This window comes from Methanofastidiosum sp., assembly GCA_013178285.1.
GTDB lineage: Archaea > Methanobacteriota_B > Thermococci > Methanofastidiosales > Methanofastidiosaceae > Methanofastidiosum.
Genome location: JABLXD010000001.1, coordinates 94,889 through 110,328, shown reverse-complemented (window position 1 = coordinate 110,328; position 15,440 = coordinate 94,889). Strand labels below are relative to the sequence as shown.

General features: G+C 38.5%; 20 protein-coding genes. 12 read left to right on the top strand and 8 right to left on the bottom strand.

Going from position 1 to position 15,440, the window contains the following annotated elements; all coding sequences use genetic code 11:
- Positions 1–23: 23 nt before the first annotated feature.
- From HPY60_00640 to HPY60_00620, 5 genes are all read left to right on the top strand, one after another.
- Complete coding sequence (locus HPY60_00640; GenBank protein NPV49693.1) at positions 24–542, top strand: AAA family ATPase; 519 nt, start codon at positions 24–26, stop codon at positions 540–542.
- A gap of 75 nt (positions 543–617) precedes the next feature.
- The gene (hydA, locus tag HPY60_00635; GenBank protein NPV49692.1) at positions 618–1,997 is read left to right on the top strand and encodes a dihydropyrimidinase; all 1,380 of its coding nucleotides are present in this window, start codon (positions 618–620) and stop codon (positions 1,995–1,997) included.
- 170 nt (positions 1,998–2,167) lie between these two features.
- Positions 2,168–3,499 (top strand): aminotransferase class III-fold pyridoxal phosphate-dependent enzyme, encoded by a 1,332-nt coding sequence (locus HPY60_00630; GenBank protein ID NPV49691.1) that lies wholly within the window; start codon positions 2,168–2,170, stop codon positions 3,497–3,499.
- A gap of 70 nt (positions 3,500–3,569) precedes the next feature.
- The gene (locus HPY60_00625) at positions 3,570–4,079 is read left to right on the top strand and encodes a cysteine hydrolase (protein ID NPV49690.1); all 510 of its coding nucleotides are present in this window, start codon (positions 3,570–3,572) and stop codon (positions 4,077–4,079) included.
- Positions 4,076–5,266 carry a redox-regulated ATPase YchF gene (locus tag HPY60_00620; protein ID NPV49689.1) on the top strand — a complete coding sequence of 397 codons (1,191 nt, stop codon included), beginning with the start codon at positions 4,076–4,078 and terminating at the stop codon, positions 5,264–5,266. Before HPY60_00625 ends, HPY60_00620 begins: the two co-directional genes overlap by 4 nt.
- A gap of 2 nt (positions 5,267–5,268) precedes the next feature.
- Here the strand turns inward: HPY60_00620 and HPY60_00615 are convergent, their stop codons facing one another.
- Positions 5,269–5,784 (bottom strand): ParB N-terminal domain-containing protein, encoded by a 516-nt coding sequence (locus HPY60_00615; protein NPV49688.1) that lies wholly within the window; start codon positions 5,782–5,784, stop codon positions 5,269–5,271.
- 23 nt (positions 5,785–5,807) lie between these two features.
- The gene (gene hypF, locus HPY60_00610; protein ID NPV49687.1) at positions 5,808–8,027 is read right to left on the bottom strand and encodes a carbamoyltransferase HypF; all 2,220 of its coding nucleotides are present in this window, start codon (positions 8,025–8,027) and stop codon (positions 5,808–5,810) included.
- Positions 8,028–8,182: 155 nt separating this feature from the next.
- On the opposite strand from hypF, the gene HPY60_00605 reads away from it, so the two are divergent.
- Genes HPY60_00605 through HPY60_00585 form a run of 5 tightly spaced genes read left to right on the top strand, consistent with a single transcriptional unit; the run spans position 8,183 to position 11,791 of the window.
- On the top strand, positions 8,183–9,184 hold the full coding sequence (locus tag HPY60_00605) for a type II glyceraldehyde-3-phosphate dehydrogenase (GenBank protein NPV49686.1): 1,002 nt from the start codon (positions 8,183–8,185) through the stop codon (positions 9,182–9,184).
- A 24-nt stretch (positions 9,185–9,208) separates the two neighbouring features.
- Positions 9,209–10,540: a DNA primase gene (locus tag HPY60_00600; GenBank protein NPV49685.1), complete on the top strand. Its 1,332-nt coding sequence runs from the start codon at positions 9,209–9,211 to the stop codon at positions 10,538–10,540.
- Positions 10,533–10,769: a hypothetical protein gene (locus HPY60_00595; protein ID NPV49684.1), complete on the top strand. Its 237-nt coding sequence runs from the start codon at positions 10,533–10,535 to the stop codon at positions 10,767–10,769. Before HPY60_00600 ends, HPY60_00595 begins: the two co-directional genes overlap by 8 nt.
- A gap of 5 nt (positions 10,770–10,774) precedes the next feature.
- Complete coding sequence (locus HPY60_00590; protein NPV49683.1) at positions 10,775–11,380, top strand: 30S ribosomal protein S3ae; 606 nt, start codon at positions 10,775–10,777, stop codon at positions 11,378–11,380.
- Positions 11,381–11,383: 3 nt separating this feature from the next.
- Positions 11,384–11,791 carry a phosphoribosyltransferase gene (locus HPY60_00585; protein NPV49682.1) on the top strand — a complete coding sequence of 136 codons (408 nt, stop codon included), beginning with the start codon at positions 11,384–11,386 and terminating at the stop codon, positions 11,789–11,791.
- Here the strand turns inward: HPY60_00585 and HPY60_00580 are convergent.
- On the bottom strand, positions 11,769–12,398 hold the full coding sequence (locus tag HPY60_00580) for a DUF434 domain-containing protein (protein ID NPV49681.1): 630 nt from the start codon (positions 12,396–12,398) through the stop codon (positions 11,769–11,771). The two genes, HPY60_00585 and HPY60_00580, sit on opposite strands and share 23 nt — an antisense overlap.
- 58 nt (positions 12,399–12,456) lie before the next feature.
- The gene (locus HPY60_00575; GenBank protein NPV49680.1) at positions 12,457–12,858 is read right to left on the bottom strand and encodes a hypothetical protein; all 402 of its coding nucleotides are present in this window, start codon (positions 12,856–12,858) and stop codon (positions 12,457–12,459) included.
- A gap of 138 nt (positions 12,859–12,996) precedes the next feature.
- Here HPY60_00575 and HPY60_00570 point away from each other — a divergent pair, with 138 nt between their 5' ends.
- Positions 12,997–13,404, top strand: coding sequence for a hypothetical protein (locus HPY60_00570; GenBank protein NPV49679.1), 408 nt, complete (start codon positions 12,997–12,999; stop codon positions 13,402–13,404).
- An 18-nt stretch (positions 13,405–13,422) separates the two neighbouring features.
- Positions 13,423–13,908 (top strand): MarR family transcriptional regulator, encoded by a 486-nt coding sequence (locus HPY60_00565; GenBank protein ID NPV49678.1) that lies wholly within the window; start codon positions 13,423–13,425, stop codon positions 13,906–13,908.
- Position 13,909: 1 nt separating this feature from the next.
- Here the strand turns inward: HPY60_00565 and HPY60_00560 are convergent, their stop codons facing one another.
- From HPY60_00560 to HPY60_00545, 4 genes are all read right to left on the bottom strand, one after another.
- Positions 13,910–14,692, bottom strand: coding sequence for a tetratricopeptide repeat protein (locus HPY60_00560; protein ID NPV49677.1), 783 nt, complete (start codon positions 14,690–14,692; stop codon positions 13,910–13,912).
- Positions 14,693–14,763: 71 nt separating this feature from the next.
- Positions 14,764–14,931, bottom strand: coding sequence for a hypothetical protein (locus tag HPY60_00555; protein ID NPV49676.1), 168 nt, complete (start codon positions 14,929–14,931; stop codon positions 14,764–14,766).
- Entirely contained in the window at positions 14,924–15,208 is a 285-nt protein-coding gene (locus tag HPY60_00550) for a DUF1232 domain-containing protein (GenBank protein NPV49675.1), read from the bottom strand. The genes HPY60_00555 and HPY60_00550 overlap by 8 nt, the downstream gene beginning before the upstream one ends.
- Before the next feature lie 54 nt (positions 15,209–15,262).
- Positions 15,263–15,439, bottom strand: a complete 177-nt coding sequence (locus tag HPY60_00545) for a hypothetical protein (protein ID NPV49674.1) — start codon at positions 15,437–15,439, stop codon at positions 15,263–15,265.
- Between the last annotated feature and the right edge of the window lies 1 nt (position 15,440).

Genomic DNA, 15,440 nt, shown 5'->3' with positions numbered 1-15,440 from the left:
GATTTTCGTTCGTATTTATAATTATGAAGCTTTTGGTCACTGGAGTACCTGGTGTAGGTAAGACCCTTGTAGGAAAAAAGCTGTCTGAACTGCTAAATTTGCAGTATATTAATGTCGGTGAATTTGCAAAAGACAACTTTGAGTTCCCAGTTGAAGAGAATGAAATAATAATAGATGAAAATCTAATGGGCGAAAAATTAGATCTACTTCAAGACATAGTTATAGATTCTCACATACCGTTTAAAGCTGAAAAAGCTATTGTCCTAAGATGCAACCCCAGAGTTCTTATAGAAAGATTACGTGAGAGAAGATACTCTGAAGATAAAATAAAGGACAACATTTTATCAGAGATTCTTGATTACGAGATATATGCTGTAAAAGAGCTCTTTAGTGAAGAAAATATCTATGAAGTTTTGAGTGAAAATGCTGATGAAACTATAAAGGGAATAATGGATATAATCAATGGTAAAGGCAAATCACTCAAAAATGGAAATCATTTTAATTTTCTTACAGAAGATAACATTTTTTTGATAGAAAAATAGAATATTTTTTTTATATTTTAGAAATCACAAGTTTTATAAGTTATAAAGACGTAAAAGTATAGGGGAGGTATAGTTATGGACCTCGTTATTAAAAACGGAACGATAGTTACAGCAACAGATATGTATGAAGCAGACATTGGTATTGAAGGCGAAAAGATTGTTGCCATTGGGAAGGAGCTTTCTGGCTCTAAGGAAATTGATGCGAAGGGAATGATGGTCTTCCCGGGATTTATAGATGTACATACACATATTGAAATGCCATTTATGGGCACATATTCTTCTGACACATGGGAAACAGGAACAAGGGCTGCGGCCTTTGGTGGAACAACCTGTGTTGTTGACTTTATAATTCAATCAAAGGGAGGAACCCTAAGGGCGGCCTTAGATGAGTGGAACAAAAGATCAACTGGAAATGCATACATTGACTATGGTTTCCACATGGGAATGACGGATGTTAATGATGACACACTAAAAGAAATGGAAACGATGATATTGGAAGAGGGAATCCCAAGTTTCAAACTATTCTTTGCCTATAAAGGGGCACTAATGGCCGAAGACGATGCATTTTACAAAGCTCTTGAAAAAGCCGGTGAATTTGGAGGGCTAATTATGCTCCACGCTGAAAACGGTCATATAATTGATCTATATACAAAGAGATTGTTGGCCGAGAATAAGACAGAGCCAATGTACCACGCTGTTTCAAGACCCTCAATTCTTGAAGGAGAGGCCTGTCAGAGGGCAATTACTCTTGCTGAACTTGCAGAGGCACCCCTTTACATAGTGCATAACTCATGCCTTGAGGCAGTTGAAGCTATTCATGAGGGAAGAGAAAGAGGGCTTCCAATCTATGGAGAAACATGCCCACAGTACCTTACTCTTGACGAAGAAAGATACACTGAACCGGACTTTAACGGTGCTAAGTATGTCATGTCACCACCTTTGAGATCTGAGTTTGATCAGGATGCACTTTGGTTTGCAATTGAGAGAGGGGATCTTCAGGTAATATCAACTGATCACTGCCCGTTCTTCTTTAAAGGCCAGAAAGAAATGGGTAAAGATAACTTTGCAAAGATACCAAACGGTGCACCGGGTGTTGAAACAAGGATACCGGTGATGTATACTGCAGGAGTCCTTGAGGACTGGATAACATTAAACAAGTTCGTAGAGCTTAACTCAACTAATCCTGCAAAGATGTTTGGATTATTCCCACAAAAAGGAACAATAGCAGTTGGATCAGATGCAGACATAGTAGTATTCGATCCTGAGAAAGAAGTAACAATCTCTGTAAAGAATCTTCACCAGAATACTGACTATACTCCTTGGGAGGGAATGGTAGTAAAGGGTTACCCAGTTACTGTACTCTCAAGAGGAAAAGTCGTTGTAGAAGATGGCAAGCTCACAGGAGAAAAAGGATGGGGTAAATTCGTAAAGAGGGATAGATTCTATCCATTATAAAATAATTAATTTTTATTTTATTTTTAAAATACCAAGTTTTCATCGGATATTTGACTAATTAATTAAGTGTTATTAAACTATTTTCTAGATATTCCAATTTATAATCGAAAGTTATATAAATCTCTAGACATATTAAGTAACTGTGCCTATTAGAATGTAGGAGGCCTTTTATGGAAGATTTTGCACAGATGGAAAAAGAATACGTTATGAGATCTTGGTCTTGCCAAGCAGATGTCAAAGTTAACATGATAGAGAAGGCTGAAGGTATATACTTCTGGGATAAATCAGGCAAAAAATACTCAGACTTCTCTTCCCAACTTATGAGTACAAGTTGCGGTCACAATGTAAAAGAAATAAATGATGGGATTGTTGAACAGCTTAACAAATATGCTTACATAGGTCCAGGGCTTGGCAGTGAAGCAAGAGCAAAATTAGGGAAAATGGTTGCTGATATTGCAGGTCCAAACTTTAAGAGAACATTCTTTTCTTCAAGCGGTACTGAAGCAAATGAAGCGGCAGTTAAAGCTGCAAAATGGTACACTGGTAAATATAAAATTATTTCCCGTTACCAGTCTTACCACGGAGCAACCGGTATAGCAATGATGCTAACTGGAGACCCACGAAGGTATCCAAATGAGCCAGGTTACCCAGGAATATTGCATGGTCCAGACTGTTACTGTTACAGATGTCCATTCAAGATGGAATACCCAAGTTGTGACATCATGTGTGCCAGATACATTGGTGACATGATCAGATTTGAGGCAAAGGAAACAGTTGCTGCCATAATAGCTGAGCCCATTGTAGGTTCAAATGGTATTATCCCCCCAGTAAAAGAATACTTCCCTATGTTAAGAGAGATTTGTGATGAATACAACGTAGTTTTAGTTGCCGATGAGGTCATGACCGGATTTGGAAGAACTGGAAAATGGCTCGCTTACGAGCATTACAATTTCCAGCCAGATATAATTACATCTGCCAAGAACTTATCCGCAACATACGTCCCTCTTGGTGGAACTACATACTCAAAGAAGATTTCTGACTACTTTGAAGACCACTGGTTTGTTGAAGGTCACACATACGCAGGTCACCCACTTGCATGTGCAGCAGGAGTTGCAACAATAGAATACATGAAGAAGAACAAGCTTGTTGAAAATGCAGCAAAGATGGAAAAGGTAATGGAAAAGAGATTGAACGAGATAAAGGAAGACCACAAGTCAGTAGGAGATGTCAGAGGTAAGGGACTCTTCTGGGGAATTGAATTAATCAAGAATACACAGACAAAAGAGCAGGCAGGAACAAGAGAAGAAAAGTTCATGAGAGGGCATGCACCAATACCTGCAAAAGTTGCAGGAGAATGCATGAAGAATGGGGTATTCTTCTTACAGATGGTTTCAACACTATTGTTTGCACCACCACTTTCAATAAATGAACAGCAGATAAACGAAGCTCTTGATGTCGTTGACAAAGCACTAGAAGTTTCTGACAAAGAAGTTGTAAAATAAATTAATTTATTTTTTATCTTATTTTTTTATAAGGCCAAATTTTATATATGCCCCTCCTAGATTAACTAACATGGAAAAATATGCTCTTCTCATCATAAACATGATTAATGAGTATGTCTTTGGGGAACATAAATGTGAGAATCCTAAAGAGATAATAGGGCCAATCAAAAATGTATCAACCCTTTTTAGAGAAAAAGGATTTCCCGTGATATACCTGAATGACCTTAAAGAAAATGATTGTGAAGAGGAAATAATAGAAGATCTCGCCGCAAAAGAAGGGGACTTCATCATAAAAAAAAGGAAATATAGTGGATTTTACGGAACGGAACTTGAAGAAATTCTGGAAAAGAGGGGTATTAGAAATCTTGTCTTCTCGGGACTTCAGACGTCTCTTTCTGTAAGGCATACAGCAGCAGATGCATACTACAGAGATTACAAGTGTATCATGCTGACAAATGCATGCTGCGATGTCAAAAAGGACCTTCACCTGAAGTCTGTATTGTATATTAGAGACTATTACGGGGCAAGTGCAGTATCCACTATGAATTTCCCTCGTCTTTATCTAAAGGAGGAAATATAATGGATGTAGGAGTTATCGGAAAACCAAATGTAGGTAAATCAACTTTTTTTAATGCAGTGACTCTTGGAGGGGCAGAAATTGCAAATTATCCTTTCACGACAATTGATTCAAACATAGGGGCAACTTACGTTACGTATAAATGCCCCTGCAAGGAGCTAAATCTTACATGCTCACCCCAAAATTCAAAATGCATCGATGGAACGAGACTTGTCCCATTGAAGATAATCGATGTTGCAGGTCTAGTAAAGGGTGCACACACCGGTAGAGGTCTTGGAAACAAGTTCTTAAATGACCTTTCAAGGGCAGAAACTTTGATTCACATTGTTGATGCATCAGGATCAACTGATATAGAAGGAAATCCAGTTCCCATAGGAACGCACAATCCAATTGAGGACATTGAGTTTTTAGAGGAAGAGATAAATCTCTGGTTTTTTGGGATACTAAATGATAACTGGTTTAGATTTGCAAGAAAGGTATGTTCCGGCCACCATGATTTCTGTAAGATAGTGGCTGAGCAGTTCACTGGCATTGGGATAACAGAAGGAAACGTCATAGCATCAATTAGAGAAACTGGGCTAAATCCTGAACAGTGCATACATTGGAAGGACGAAGAGCTCCTAATCTTTGCACGATCCCTTAGGAAGATATCAAAACCAATCACTATAGTTCTAAACAAAGTGGATATAGCACCACCAGAGAATATCAAAGCCTTGAAAGAAAAGATCGGGGAGGTCTTTACAGTTAGTGCTGAAGCAGAGCTTGTCTTAAGAAAGGCATCAAATGCGGGGCTTTTAAAATACATCCCCTCTCAAAAATCCTTTGAGATAACTGGAAATCTAAAGGACAAACAGAAAGAAGCCCTAAACAAAATAAAAAATTTCATGGAGAAGAATGAGGGGACTGGGGTCCAGAATGTCATCAATCAAGTCGTCTTCAATATCTTGGGCAAAATAGTTGTTTATCCTGTAGAGGATGAGTCTCACATGAAGGATGGGAAGGGCAATGTATTGCCTGATGCTTACTTAATGGAGAAAGGGTCAACACCAAGGGATTTGGCGTTTAGGATTCATACAGATATTGGAAAAAGCTTCCTATACGCTGTGAACGCAAGAACTAAAATGAGAATAAAAGATGACTACGAGCTTCAAAATGGGGATATAATAAAGATTGTTTCAGCCGCAAGATAAAACTATACTAGCTCCTCAAGAGGTATATCTACAAACTTGTTTAGTTTAGGGAGCATATGCCTTGTAGTTTTAGGGGGAAAAAGTTCTCCGCGCCTTGCTGTCTTTACTACTTCTTCTTTTGTCACTCTTTTTGGAACTAGAATAGCGCCGGCTTTTTCAGAATAGAGAAGCCAGTAAGCTTTCTTTAAGGTTTTCTCGTACCTCACGCTCATACCATTTTTTTCTAAGATTTCAACTATCTTTCCAACATCCCCATATATAACGGGAAACCACTGGCCTAATTTAATCTCTGGGTCATTGTAATCAACAAGAATGCAAGGAACTTTTTTGCAGCCTAGCCTTTTTGCAGCCTCAAATCTGTGGTGCCCATCGAGAATTGTCATAGTGTTAGCATCAACTATTATGGCAACAGAGAATTTTTTTTCCCGCTCCATCTTAATCATTAATCTGTTCAGAACACTGGGAACAATACGCTCATGTGTATTCAGTTTTTCTATCTCGATGTATTCTATCTCCATAAATAGATACTTAGGTCAAAATCTTATATGTTTTTGTATGCAAAAAGTGACTGACCAAAAGAAACGCCCCCGTCACCACAAGGTATGAGCCTATGTTCTACATACTTTAGCCTATGTGATTCAACACTCTCTTTGATAACATCTGAGAATATTTTGTTATAGGCAACTCCACCCGAAAAGCCAATTGGGAGGTGATCTTTTCTTGCTTCGTCAATTGCAATCTCAGAAAATGCCTTTGCAAGGGAAACATGGACAGTTTTTGCTAGATCTTTTTTGCTTTCTTTATTCCTTAAATCAAATATTTTTTTTGCAAACTCACTTATTTGCAAGATGTTGCCTTCTATTTCAATCGGTATCTTAAGGTCATTTCCATTCCACGCAAGTGACTCTAGCTTCATGGCAGGCTCGCCTTCATAACTTCTTTCAGAGCAAGCAAAAAGCATCACAGAAAACATGTCGAGGATTCTGCCGCAAGAAGTTGAATGAACTCTTTCTTCTTTTACCAGATTCTTTAATGCATTGATGCCCTGCAATCCGTATTTGTAGGAGTTTGAGTATCCAGAAAGGTCTTCATCATTTAGAAGTGAAACTAGAACTCTCAAAGGTTCCTTTGCGGCCTTGTCTCCTCCTAGAAGTGGGTATTCCTTAAGATGGCCTATTCTTTCTTCACTATTGTCTGTAACGTGAAATACCTCTCCTCCCCAGGACTTTCCATCAAGACCGTAGCCTGTACCGTCGCAAACTATTGCAACGCCTTCCTCTATATCGTTCTCAGTAAAAACGGCCCTTGCATGGGAAACATGGTGTTGAATCTTAAGTAAAGGTATCCCAGTTTCTTTGGAGTACCTTTCTGCAAGTTTTGTTGTTTCGTATTGTGGGTGAAGGTCTGATACTAAAAGTTCTATCTCTTCCATCTTCATGTTTAGAAGAGTTAGCATTTTTTTTATCGCATCTTCAAAAAATAGTAGTGTATCATAATGAGTGGTATTTCCAATGTGCTGAGAGATAAATGCTTTTTTTTCCTTTGTCAAAGTAAATGCATTGTTAAGCTCTGCACCGAAAGCCAATACTTTTTTTGCATGGGGAATTTCAATACCTTGTGGCACAAACCCCCTTGACCTTCTGATGAACTTTCCGTCACGGATGACTGAGTCATCGCACCTATTGTATATATTTAGATTGTGGCAGAGGAAGTAATCAACATCTAGGGAATTAAAAGCAGAGCTATTTTCAGTTATCATGGGATCCCCGGGCATATTGGCAGAGGTCATGACAAAAAAGTCAAGTGAAGTGTAATTAAATAATAAGAAATGAAGCGGGGAGTATGGAAGCATTATGCCGACGTTATGAAGTCCAGGGGATGCAGGTTCAAAGGTCTTAGAGTCCTTTTTTTCCAATACAACGATTGGCCGCTCATGGGAGGATATAATCTTTCTCTCTTCATCACTGACATGACAGACCTTTTCAATTGATCCTATATTCCTCGCAAGAATTGCAAACGGCTGATAGGGTCTCTCCAATCTCCTTCGTAACTCTTTGACAGAATTTTTATTTAAGGCATCACAGCCGATGTGGTACCCGCCTAGACCTTTTATGGCTATGATTTTCCCATCTTCGAATAACTTTGCTGCAGTTTCAATGGGATTTTCTATCCTTTTCTTTGAACTATCAAAGAGAGAGTAATGTGGGCCGCATAAAGGGCACGCAACGGGCTCTGCATGGTATCGCCTATCTAGAACATCCGTGTACTCCTTAAGGCAGTCAGAGCACAGATTGAACTTGCCCATAGTAGTCATTTCTCTGTCGTATGGGGTCTTTTTAATAATGGTAAATCTTGGGCCACAGTTTGTGCAGTTAATAAATGGATAAAGGTATCTCCTATCAGTTTTTTGAAATAGCTCTCTCTGGCAATCTTCGCAGACACAAATGTCGGGAGGTATTATGGAAGCTGAACTGGAATTCCCACTTTTACTCTCCTTTATGTAAAAAAGACTTTCTTTGAAATTTTCATCAGAAGATATGTCCTTTATGTCAAGCCTATCTATCTTGGCAAGAGGGGGCTTTTTTAGGTTTAAATCTTCAATAAAAGTATCAATCTTTCCAGGAGGGCCATCAATTACAATCTCTACATACTCCCCCCTGTTCCTCACATAGCCGCTTACTTTATTTTCAACGGCAATTCTATAGACAAATGGTCTAAACCCAACAGCCTGAACTGTTCCATAGACCATTATGCTTTTCATGACCTCTGCAATAGTACCGTTTATATAAAATTAATTATCGATATAAGACTTTTTAGCAAAAAAATGTATAGCAAACGCTTATAAACGTCCGATTTCAAATATCTTTAAGGTGAAATTAATTTACTCATCAATAATTTCTAACAAAGGTGAATTTCATGATCAATGTATTCATAAATGGATACGGTACAGTTGGGAAGAGGGTAGCAGATGCAGTCGCCCTCCAGAAGGATATGAAGATAATAGGCGTTTCAAAGAGAACGCCCGATTTTGATGCAGAACAGGCGATAAAGAAGGGCTTTGATCTTTATTGCGTTGAAGGTGCCGATGTAGACGCTTTCAAGAAGAGAGGATTGGAAACAAAAGGTTACCTAAAGGATATTAAAGACTCCGTAGACGTAGTCATAGACGGCGCACCTGGAAAGCAGGGCGCTAAGAACATGGAGCTCTATAAGTCACTTGGTCTAAATGCCATTTTCCAGGGAGGAGAAGATGCTTCTATAGCTACCTCCTTTAACGCTCACGCTAATTTTGATAAAAATGTAGGTCAGAAATACATAAGGGTTGTTTCTTGCAATACAACTGGACTTGCAAGGACACTAAGTTGCCTATATGAAGCCGACGCCATAAAGAAGGTCAAGGCTGTAATGATCAGAAGGGCAGCAGACCCAGGAGATAACAAAAGGGGACCTATAAATGCCATAGTACCTGAAGTAAAGGTACCATCTCATCATGGCCCTGATTTAAAGACTGTTCTCCCAGTGGATATAGAGACTATAGCCGTAAAGGTGCCAACAACATTGATGCACCTTCACACAATAATGGTAGATTTAAAGAGGGATATAAAGAGGGAGGACGTAATAGACTTATTCAATAACAGATCAAGAGTTATTTTAGTAAGTAAAGAAGATGGAATAGATTCTACCGCAGATATTATGGAGTTTGCAAAGAATCTGGGTAGAAATAGAGGGGACATGTATGAAATTAATGTCTGGAAGGATTCAATTAATATTAAGGACGGAACACTTTACTATATCCAGGCTATTCATCAGGAATCAGACATTGTCCCAGAAAATGTAGATGCCATAAGAGCCATGTTTGACCTTAAGAAGAGAGACGAGTCAATCGAAATGACAAACAAGGCCCTTGGCATTCTATAATTCTTTTGAGGGAGGGAATTTATTATGAGTGATAAAGATTTTATTGAGGATATTGTATCGAAGAAGGGAGACGATTATTTTAAGGATATAAAAGAAGAGGTAGGTACAACTAAATACATCATCAAAGCACAGATCACAGCTAGCGGTATTGTTGAAAGGCCCGATGTCGTCGGAGCTATTTTTGGGCAGACTGAAGGATTGTTAAGTGATGACCTAGATTTGAGGGAGTTACAGAAGACCGGAAGGATAGGGAGAATTAGAGTCAACATCAACTCCAAGAATGGGAAAAGCACTGGAGAAATAATAGTGCCATCAAGTCTTGATAAAGTTGAAACTGCAATACTTGCTGCATCACTTGAGACCATCGATAGGGTAGGCCCATGCAACGCCAGAATCGATGTAACAACAATTGAAGACGTCAGAAAATCAAAGAGAAACTATGTAATTGACAGAGCTAAGATTATCCTAACAACAATGGTCGACGAGATCACACCAGAAAGCTCTGAGCTGACAGATGAGGTAAAGGAATCTGTTCGAATGGGAGAGATCAAGTCCTTTGGAGAAGACCAGCTCCCTGCAGGCCCAAACGTTGACGAAAGCGATGCAATAATCGTAGTTGAAGGAAGGGCAGATGTTTTAAATTTACTGAAGTACGGAATTAAAAACACAATAGCTGTTGAAGGTACAAGTGTTTCAAAGACAATAGCAGCTGTTTCCCATGAAAAGACAGTTACTGCATTTGTTGATGGGGACAGAGGGGGAGAGCTAATACTAAAGGAGCTTTTTCAGATAGCAGAGATTGACTACATAGCAAGGGCCCCAATGGGGAAGGAAGTAGAGGATCTAACAAAAAAAGAGATAATCAAGGCCTTAAGAAACAAGATCCCGGCAGAGCAGTGGATTGTTGAAAACCTTGACAAACCTAGAACAGATGCTCCAAAGCCACAGCCAAAACCTGAGGAAAGAGATTACCCCCAGAAGCACCACCACTACGAGCCACAACAAAAGCCACCAGAGCCGGTACAGCAAAAGAAACCTTACTCTGATCTAGACAGATTTGGAGAGATAATTGAAAAGCTACCTGGAACACTTGATGCATATCTTTTAGACGCAGAAGGAAAGGTAAAGCACAAGGTTTCTGTAAGGGATTTAGTAGACGCGATGAGATACACCGAGGATTACGAGGCTGTTGTATTTGACGGAGTCGTTACACAGAGACTTGTTGATATAGCTGGGGAAAAAGGAGTTAAATTCCTTGTCGGTGTTAAGACTGGAAACATAACAAAGAAACCTGTTAACTTAAAGGTACTTTCATTTAAGGAACAGGGCGGAGAAATGGAAGCCGTAGGTGTCTAGAATTAAGGTAAAACTTTCTTTTTTCTTTGACAGCGAAAAGATGGCCAAGGCTTATTACAACGGAATTTACGTTGATAATAAACCTTTTAAAGGAACTTCCATCTCTACTAGAATATATAAAGAGACCTTAGAAGTAGAATCTGAGTCTGAATCTATAGGGACTCTTAAAAATACTGTAGATGATATTATCGCATGTGTTGAGGCAATAAGAAAAACATTAGTATTATAGGAGGAATTTTATTGGCTAGAAAAAGAGTAGCGGGAAAAGACCCGTGGAAGGCAAAGAACTGGTATACCATTTATGCTCCTGATATGTTTGAGAAGAAGGAGATTGGTGAGACGATATCCGATAAACCTGAGAAGGTATTGGGTAGAAAGATTGAGACAAATATGAAGGAGCTTACAGGAGACCTAAAGAAGAGTCACATAAAACTAGTCTTTAGAGTCAAAGAGGTCACAGGCGAAAACGCCTACACCGAATTCTTCAGACAGGAACTTTCAAGATCATACCTTAGAAGTCAGATTAGAAGAAGAAACTCAAAAGTTGACTCAATTTTCAACATAAAGACAAAGGACGGGTACACTTTAAGAGCCTCAACTTCTGCAATCCTTACCACAAGGATACTTACTTCACAGAAGAAGGCAATCAGAGAAATAATAAATCAAGAGCTAACAACAATCAGCACAAACAACGACTTTGCACAGTTCTTGGATGAAGTAACAAGCGGCAAGATGTCAAGCGAGATTTACAAGAAAGCAAGGAAGATCTACCCACTTAAGAGAGTAGAAGTCACAAAGATTAAACTCGTTGATAAGCCCAAATCAAAAGAGGCTGCATAAACTGTGGAAGATTTCCATAGTATTTTTTATTCTTTAAAAGAATTTAAAATCCCATTTAATTTTGATATTATAGTTGGAATAGCAAGAGGCGGTATAATACCCTCTTCAATTTTGTCATTTATTTATGAGAAAGAGCTTTTTCTCTTGTGGCTAAATCTATACGGAGAGGGAATGCCTCCTGAAAGAGTCCATGATAAGCCAAAACTCATGAGGCCTTTCGATCATGATTTGTCCGGAAAGAGGGTTTTGCTCGTAGACGATCTCTCAAGAAGTGGAGAAACAATTGAGTTTGCCAAAAAAATCCTGAAAGAAAAAGGCGCTTCTGGGATCAAGTCACTTGTTTTAGTTGGGAAGGGCGACTATTTCCTTCAAGAGTTTAAGGGATGCGTCAACTTCCCCTGGAAGTTTTGACCTTAGATGGGAGATCAATAAATTTCGCTACCTCTGCTATTATGGCCGAGTCATTTGTTGCTACAATCCCGTTACATTTTTTCAGTGTATGATCGACACTTGGCACCGTTTCAGAGTCGCCATTTAGATCCCTCTCTTCCATCCCATCTCTTATAATCTGAGATAGCTTACCGCTCTTACTCATCATCTTATCCAAATAAACTTGAGTTTTCTCAGGAGGATATTTTTTTAGAAGGTCCAGTATAAGGTCAATCGATTCTAAGGTATCTTTTGTTATCCTGTGCTTTCCCGAAACATTCCTTGTATCCCTCAATAGGCCATCCATAGAAACAAATGCCTCACCCATAAGAACTGACTCCGTTGTTATTATGACATTATAGCCGTCAATAAACAAAGAGCTCCCTTTGAGATCTTTTAGATTCATCTTCTTCTCTTTAGTTTCCTTTATGTAAGACTCAGAAAAAACAGTCCTTGAAAGAATGTACCTTTCTTCATTTTTTAGGCCAAAATGGTCACTTACAAATCGCAGTGCATAAGATTTTGGATAGCCCCTATTTAAGAGAAGATAAAGGTCGTTTCTGGCCTTGTCAAAGGCATTATTTTTCATGAAGAAAATATTGTTTTTTTAGTTAAAATTACTTTTGGAGATTTTGCCTTGAAAGATTCTATTTATTTTTTGATTTAGAGTTTTCCAAATTTTCCTTCACACGAAAAGCTACAATTCCCCTAATAAGATCATATGGAACAGGTTTATCGAGAGGGAATTGGACAGCACCCTTTGACGAAGCATAAACTGAGATTTGATTCTTGAATTTTTCAATTCCTGAAGGTGTAGGATAAAACCCTATATGGTTTTTATAGGCTGCAAAGTGGACTAGGTTTCCCTTAAGGGTAAATGTCGGCATCCCATAGCTTATCTTCTCCTCTGCATCGGGGGCCGCTTCTTTAATTATTTCTCGTATCTTCTGTAATCTGTCCTGAACTTCTTTGGGGAAGCCCTTAATATATTCATCAATGTCTTTTGTCTCACCTTTTTTTATTCTGGAGGGAGATTCTTCTTTTTTCATCATCTCATTAGGGTATCGAGCCAATAGTTAATAAAATTAATTAATATAGGTAATATATTACCTAATAGAAAGCTTTATAAATAGTTACCTGATTAATTGAATAAAGGTAACTTATTACCTATTTAGGAGGAAAAATTTATGGAAAAAATATATTTACAGGCCATTGGGATATGGCTGTTATTTGCCGTTGTAGCAAACATCAACGGTATAATCAGAAATTATGTATACGGTCCAAAATTGAATGAGCTAACTGCACACCAAATAAGCTGCTTTACTGGGATCACTATGTTTTTTATAGTAATGTATCTGTGGCTTAGGTATACCGGCGCATTCTATACAGCGCATAACTTAATAGTGATTGGAGTAGCATTCCTATTTGCCACAGTTGCATTTGAGTTCCTGTTTGGTCATTACATCATAGGCCACAGCTGGGAAAAACTATTGCATGACTATAACTTCTTGAAAGGAAGGCTCTGGTCGCTTGTGCTTGTATGGACAACAGTGGGCCCATACGTCGTTGCAAAATACGTCCTTGGTAAGATATAGAATTAAAGAGGAATAAAAATGGAAAAAACTATAAGGCCTGAATCATTCGAAATTTTTGGTAAGATATTTTTCTTAAGCAATAGGCTTGAGTATCTGGGAGACAATGAGCTTAGAAAAGACGGGCTTACAACAAAGCAGTGGCAGCTTATAGCAGTCACAGGAAAGTATTTTACCTATCCTCCTTCAGTGAGTGAGGTGGCTGAGGTGCTGTGCACAACACATCAAAATGTTAAACAGTTGGCCCTAAAGCTTCAGGAGAAGGGATTTATTTCAGTTGAGAAGGATCAAAAGGACAGAAGAGTAATTAGATTAAGATTAACTGAAAAGAACAGAGAATACTGGGAGTCAAATTCAGAAGAGAGCATCTCGTTCATAAGTTCACTTTTCAGCACTTTGACAGACAAGGAGCTAAAAGACCTCTATAATCTTCTAAATAAGTTGGAAGATAATATAGATCAGAAGTATAAGGAAACAAAAAAGAACTTTATATCAACATTGCCTTAACTCATTGTACCGCAAACTTCTCTGAGTTAATAAATGACCTGAAAGTATTCTTCCTTGCATCTGAATCAAACTTATGTTTTTGCAGAAGCATATATTTTAGGTCACGTGCCGCCTGATGATTTGCATCTATTTTTAAGGCCATATCATAACATTGATTTGCCCAGAGGTACTTCCCAAGCTTTTCAAGGGTTTCGCCCTTGTGAACCCACTCGTCAGGTGTTTTAGGTTCATTTTCGACAATCCTTGCAGAGTAGTCCTTTTCTATCTTGCTTCTGCATTCCTCCGCTTCGTCAAATCTTTGTAAAGATTCTAAAAGATTGGCCTTTGCCTCCCATGCAAGAGTGTTAGTAGAGTCAATCTTTGTTGCAAGAGAGTAGTAGTCAAGAGCTTCTTCTTGCTTTCCAAGCCTTTCAAGCAATACCGCCCTGCTAAAAATTGCAGAGTAATCAAGGGGGTCAAACTCCATCGATTTGTCGTAACATTCAATAGCCTCTTCATACCTGCCAAGAGACCTCAAAGCTATCGCCTTAAACTCCCATGCAAAGGCATTGTCTGGGTCAATTTCAATCGCCTTGTTAAAAGAGTCAATCGCTTCTTCTAAATCATCTGTTCCCTCGTAGAGAAGTACATAACCCTTTAACCATAATAGAAATGAGTCGCCCTTGCTTTTCTTTAAGAGCTTCTCAATCCTCTCTTTCGCCTCTTGAATCTTTAGTTCATCAAGGAGAGAAAATATCTTCTCATATTTTGTCTTTATCTTTTCTAAGTCAGGTGTATCTGCCATCTGATCTCCACTTGGAAACTATTGAGTGACATACCTAGGGTTCCTAACTATTTAAAATTATTCGAAATTATTCAAGTAAAGTGCAGAACAAGTGCGATAATTATCATTATCATAAGGATTACAAGACATGTTAAAATCAATGGATCGGTGAAGACCTTTTCTTTGGGCTTTCTTTCTATAAGCACAGGCTCTCTTGGGACAAGCCTCTCCCTTCTGTAAAATAGTTCTTTTTCATCCATAACTAACACTTTTGGGTCGTGATTTTGCTTTGTTCTTATTAATCATCTTTATGCCCCTATAAATAAATCCTACCATCAGGACAAATGCTGCAATGTCATCGCCCCAACCTGCGACAGGGATGAAGTCAGGCAGGAGGTCAATAGGGGATGCGATATATAGTCCAAGTATCGATGCCATGACCCAGTTAAATAATCGCTCCCTAAAGACATAAACTATAACCGCCAAGACTATAAAAAACACGAGGATGGCAATAAGAACTGTGTAGTACCACTCCATTGTACTAGGGTATATAACTCCCTTAATAAATATATTTAGGATCTAAAAGGAAAATTAGTTTTCTTCTAGATCTTCAGGAGCCTCTTCTTCCTCATCGTCATCGTAGAAATCTATAAATCCGACATCCTCGATAGTTTCGTTTATCGCTTCAAGATTTTTGTTAATCGCCTTCATTTCCTTTAAAATTTCGGTCATAAACTTTAACAACATATATTCTGTCTCTTCCTTCATT

Coding starts and splice junctions, on each gene's coding strand:
- HPY60_00640 (NPV49693.1), top strand. CDS start 24: ATGAAGCTTTTGGTCACTGGAGTACCTGGTGTAGGTAAGACCCTTGTA.
- hydA (NPV49692.1), top strand. CDS start 618: ATGGACCTCGTTATTAAAAACGGAACGATAGTTACAGCAACAGATATG.
- HPY60_00630 (NPV49691.1), top strand. CDS start 2,168: ATGGAAGATTTTGCACAGATGGAAAAAGAATACGTTATGAGATCTTGG.
- HPY60_00625 (NPV49690.1), top strand. CDS start 3,570: ATGGAAAAATATGCTCTTCTCATCATAAACATGATTAATGAGTATGTC.
- HPY60_00615 (NPV49688.1), bottom strand. CDS start 5,784: ATGGAGATAGAATACATCGAGATAGAAAAACTGAATACACATGAGCGT.
- hypF (NPV49687.1), bottom strand. CDS start 8,027: ATGAAAAGCATAATGGTCTATGGAACAGTTCAGGCTGTTGGGTTTAGA.
- HPY60_00605 (NPV49686.1), top strand. CDS start 8,183: ATGATCAATGTATTCATAAATGGATACGGTACAGTTGGGAAGAGGGTA.
- HPY60_00600 (NPV49685.1), top strand. CDS start 9,209: ATGAGTGATAAAGATTTTATTGAGGATATTGTATCGAAGAAGGGAGAC.
- HPY60_00580 (NPV49681.1), bottom strand. CDS start 12,398: ATGAAAAATAATGCCTTTGACAAGGCCAGAAACGACCTTTATCTTCTC.
- HPY60_00575 (NPV49680.1), bottom strand. CDS start 12,858: ATGAAAAAAGAAGAATCTCCCTCCAGAATAAAAAAAGGTGAGACAAAA.
- HPY60_00570 (NPV49679.1), top strand. CDS start 12,997: ATGGAAAAAATATATTTACAGGCCATTGGGATATGGCTGTTATTTGCC.
- HPY60_00565 (NPV49678.1), top strand. CDS start 13,423: ATGGAAAAAACTATAAGGCCTGAATCATTCGAAATTTTTGGTAAGATA.
- HPY60_00560 (NPV49677.1), bottom strand. CDS start 14,692: ATGGCAGATACACCTGACTTAGAAAAGATAAAGACAAAATATGAGAAG.
- HPY60_00555 (NPV49676.1), bottom strand. CDS start 14,931: ATGGATGAAAAAGAACTATTTTACAGAAGGGAGAGGCTTGTCCCAAGA.
- HPY60_00550 (NPV49675.1), bottom strand. CDS start 15,208: ATGGAGTGGTACTACACAGTTCTTATTGCCATCCTCGTGTTTTTTATA.
- HPY60_00545 (NPV49674.1), bottom strand. CDS start 15,439: ATGAAGGAAGAGACAGAATATATGTTGTTAAAGTTTATGACCGAAATT.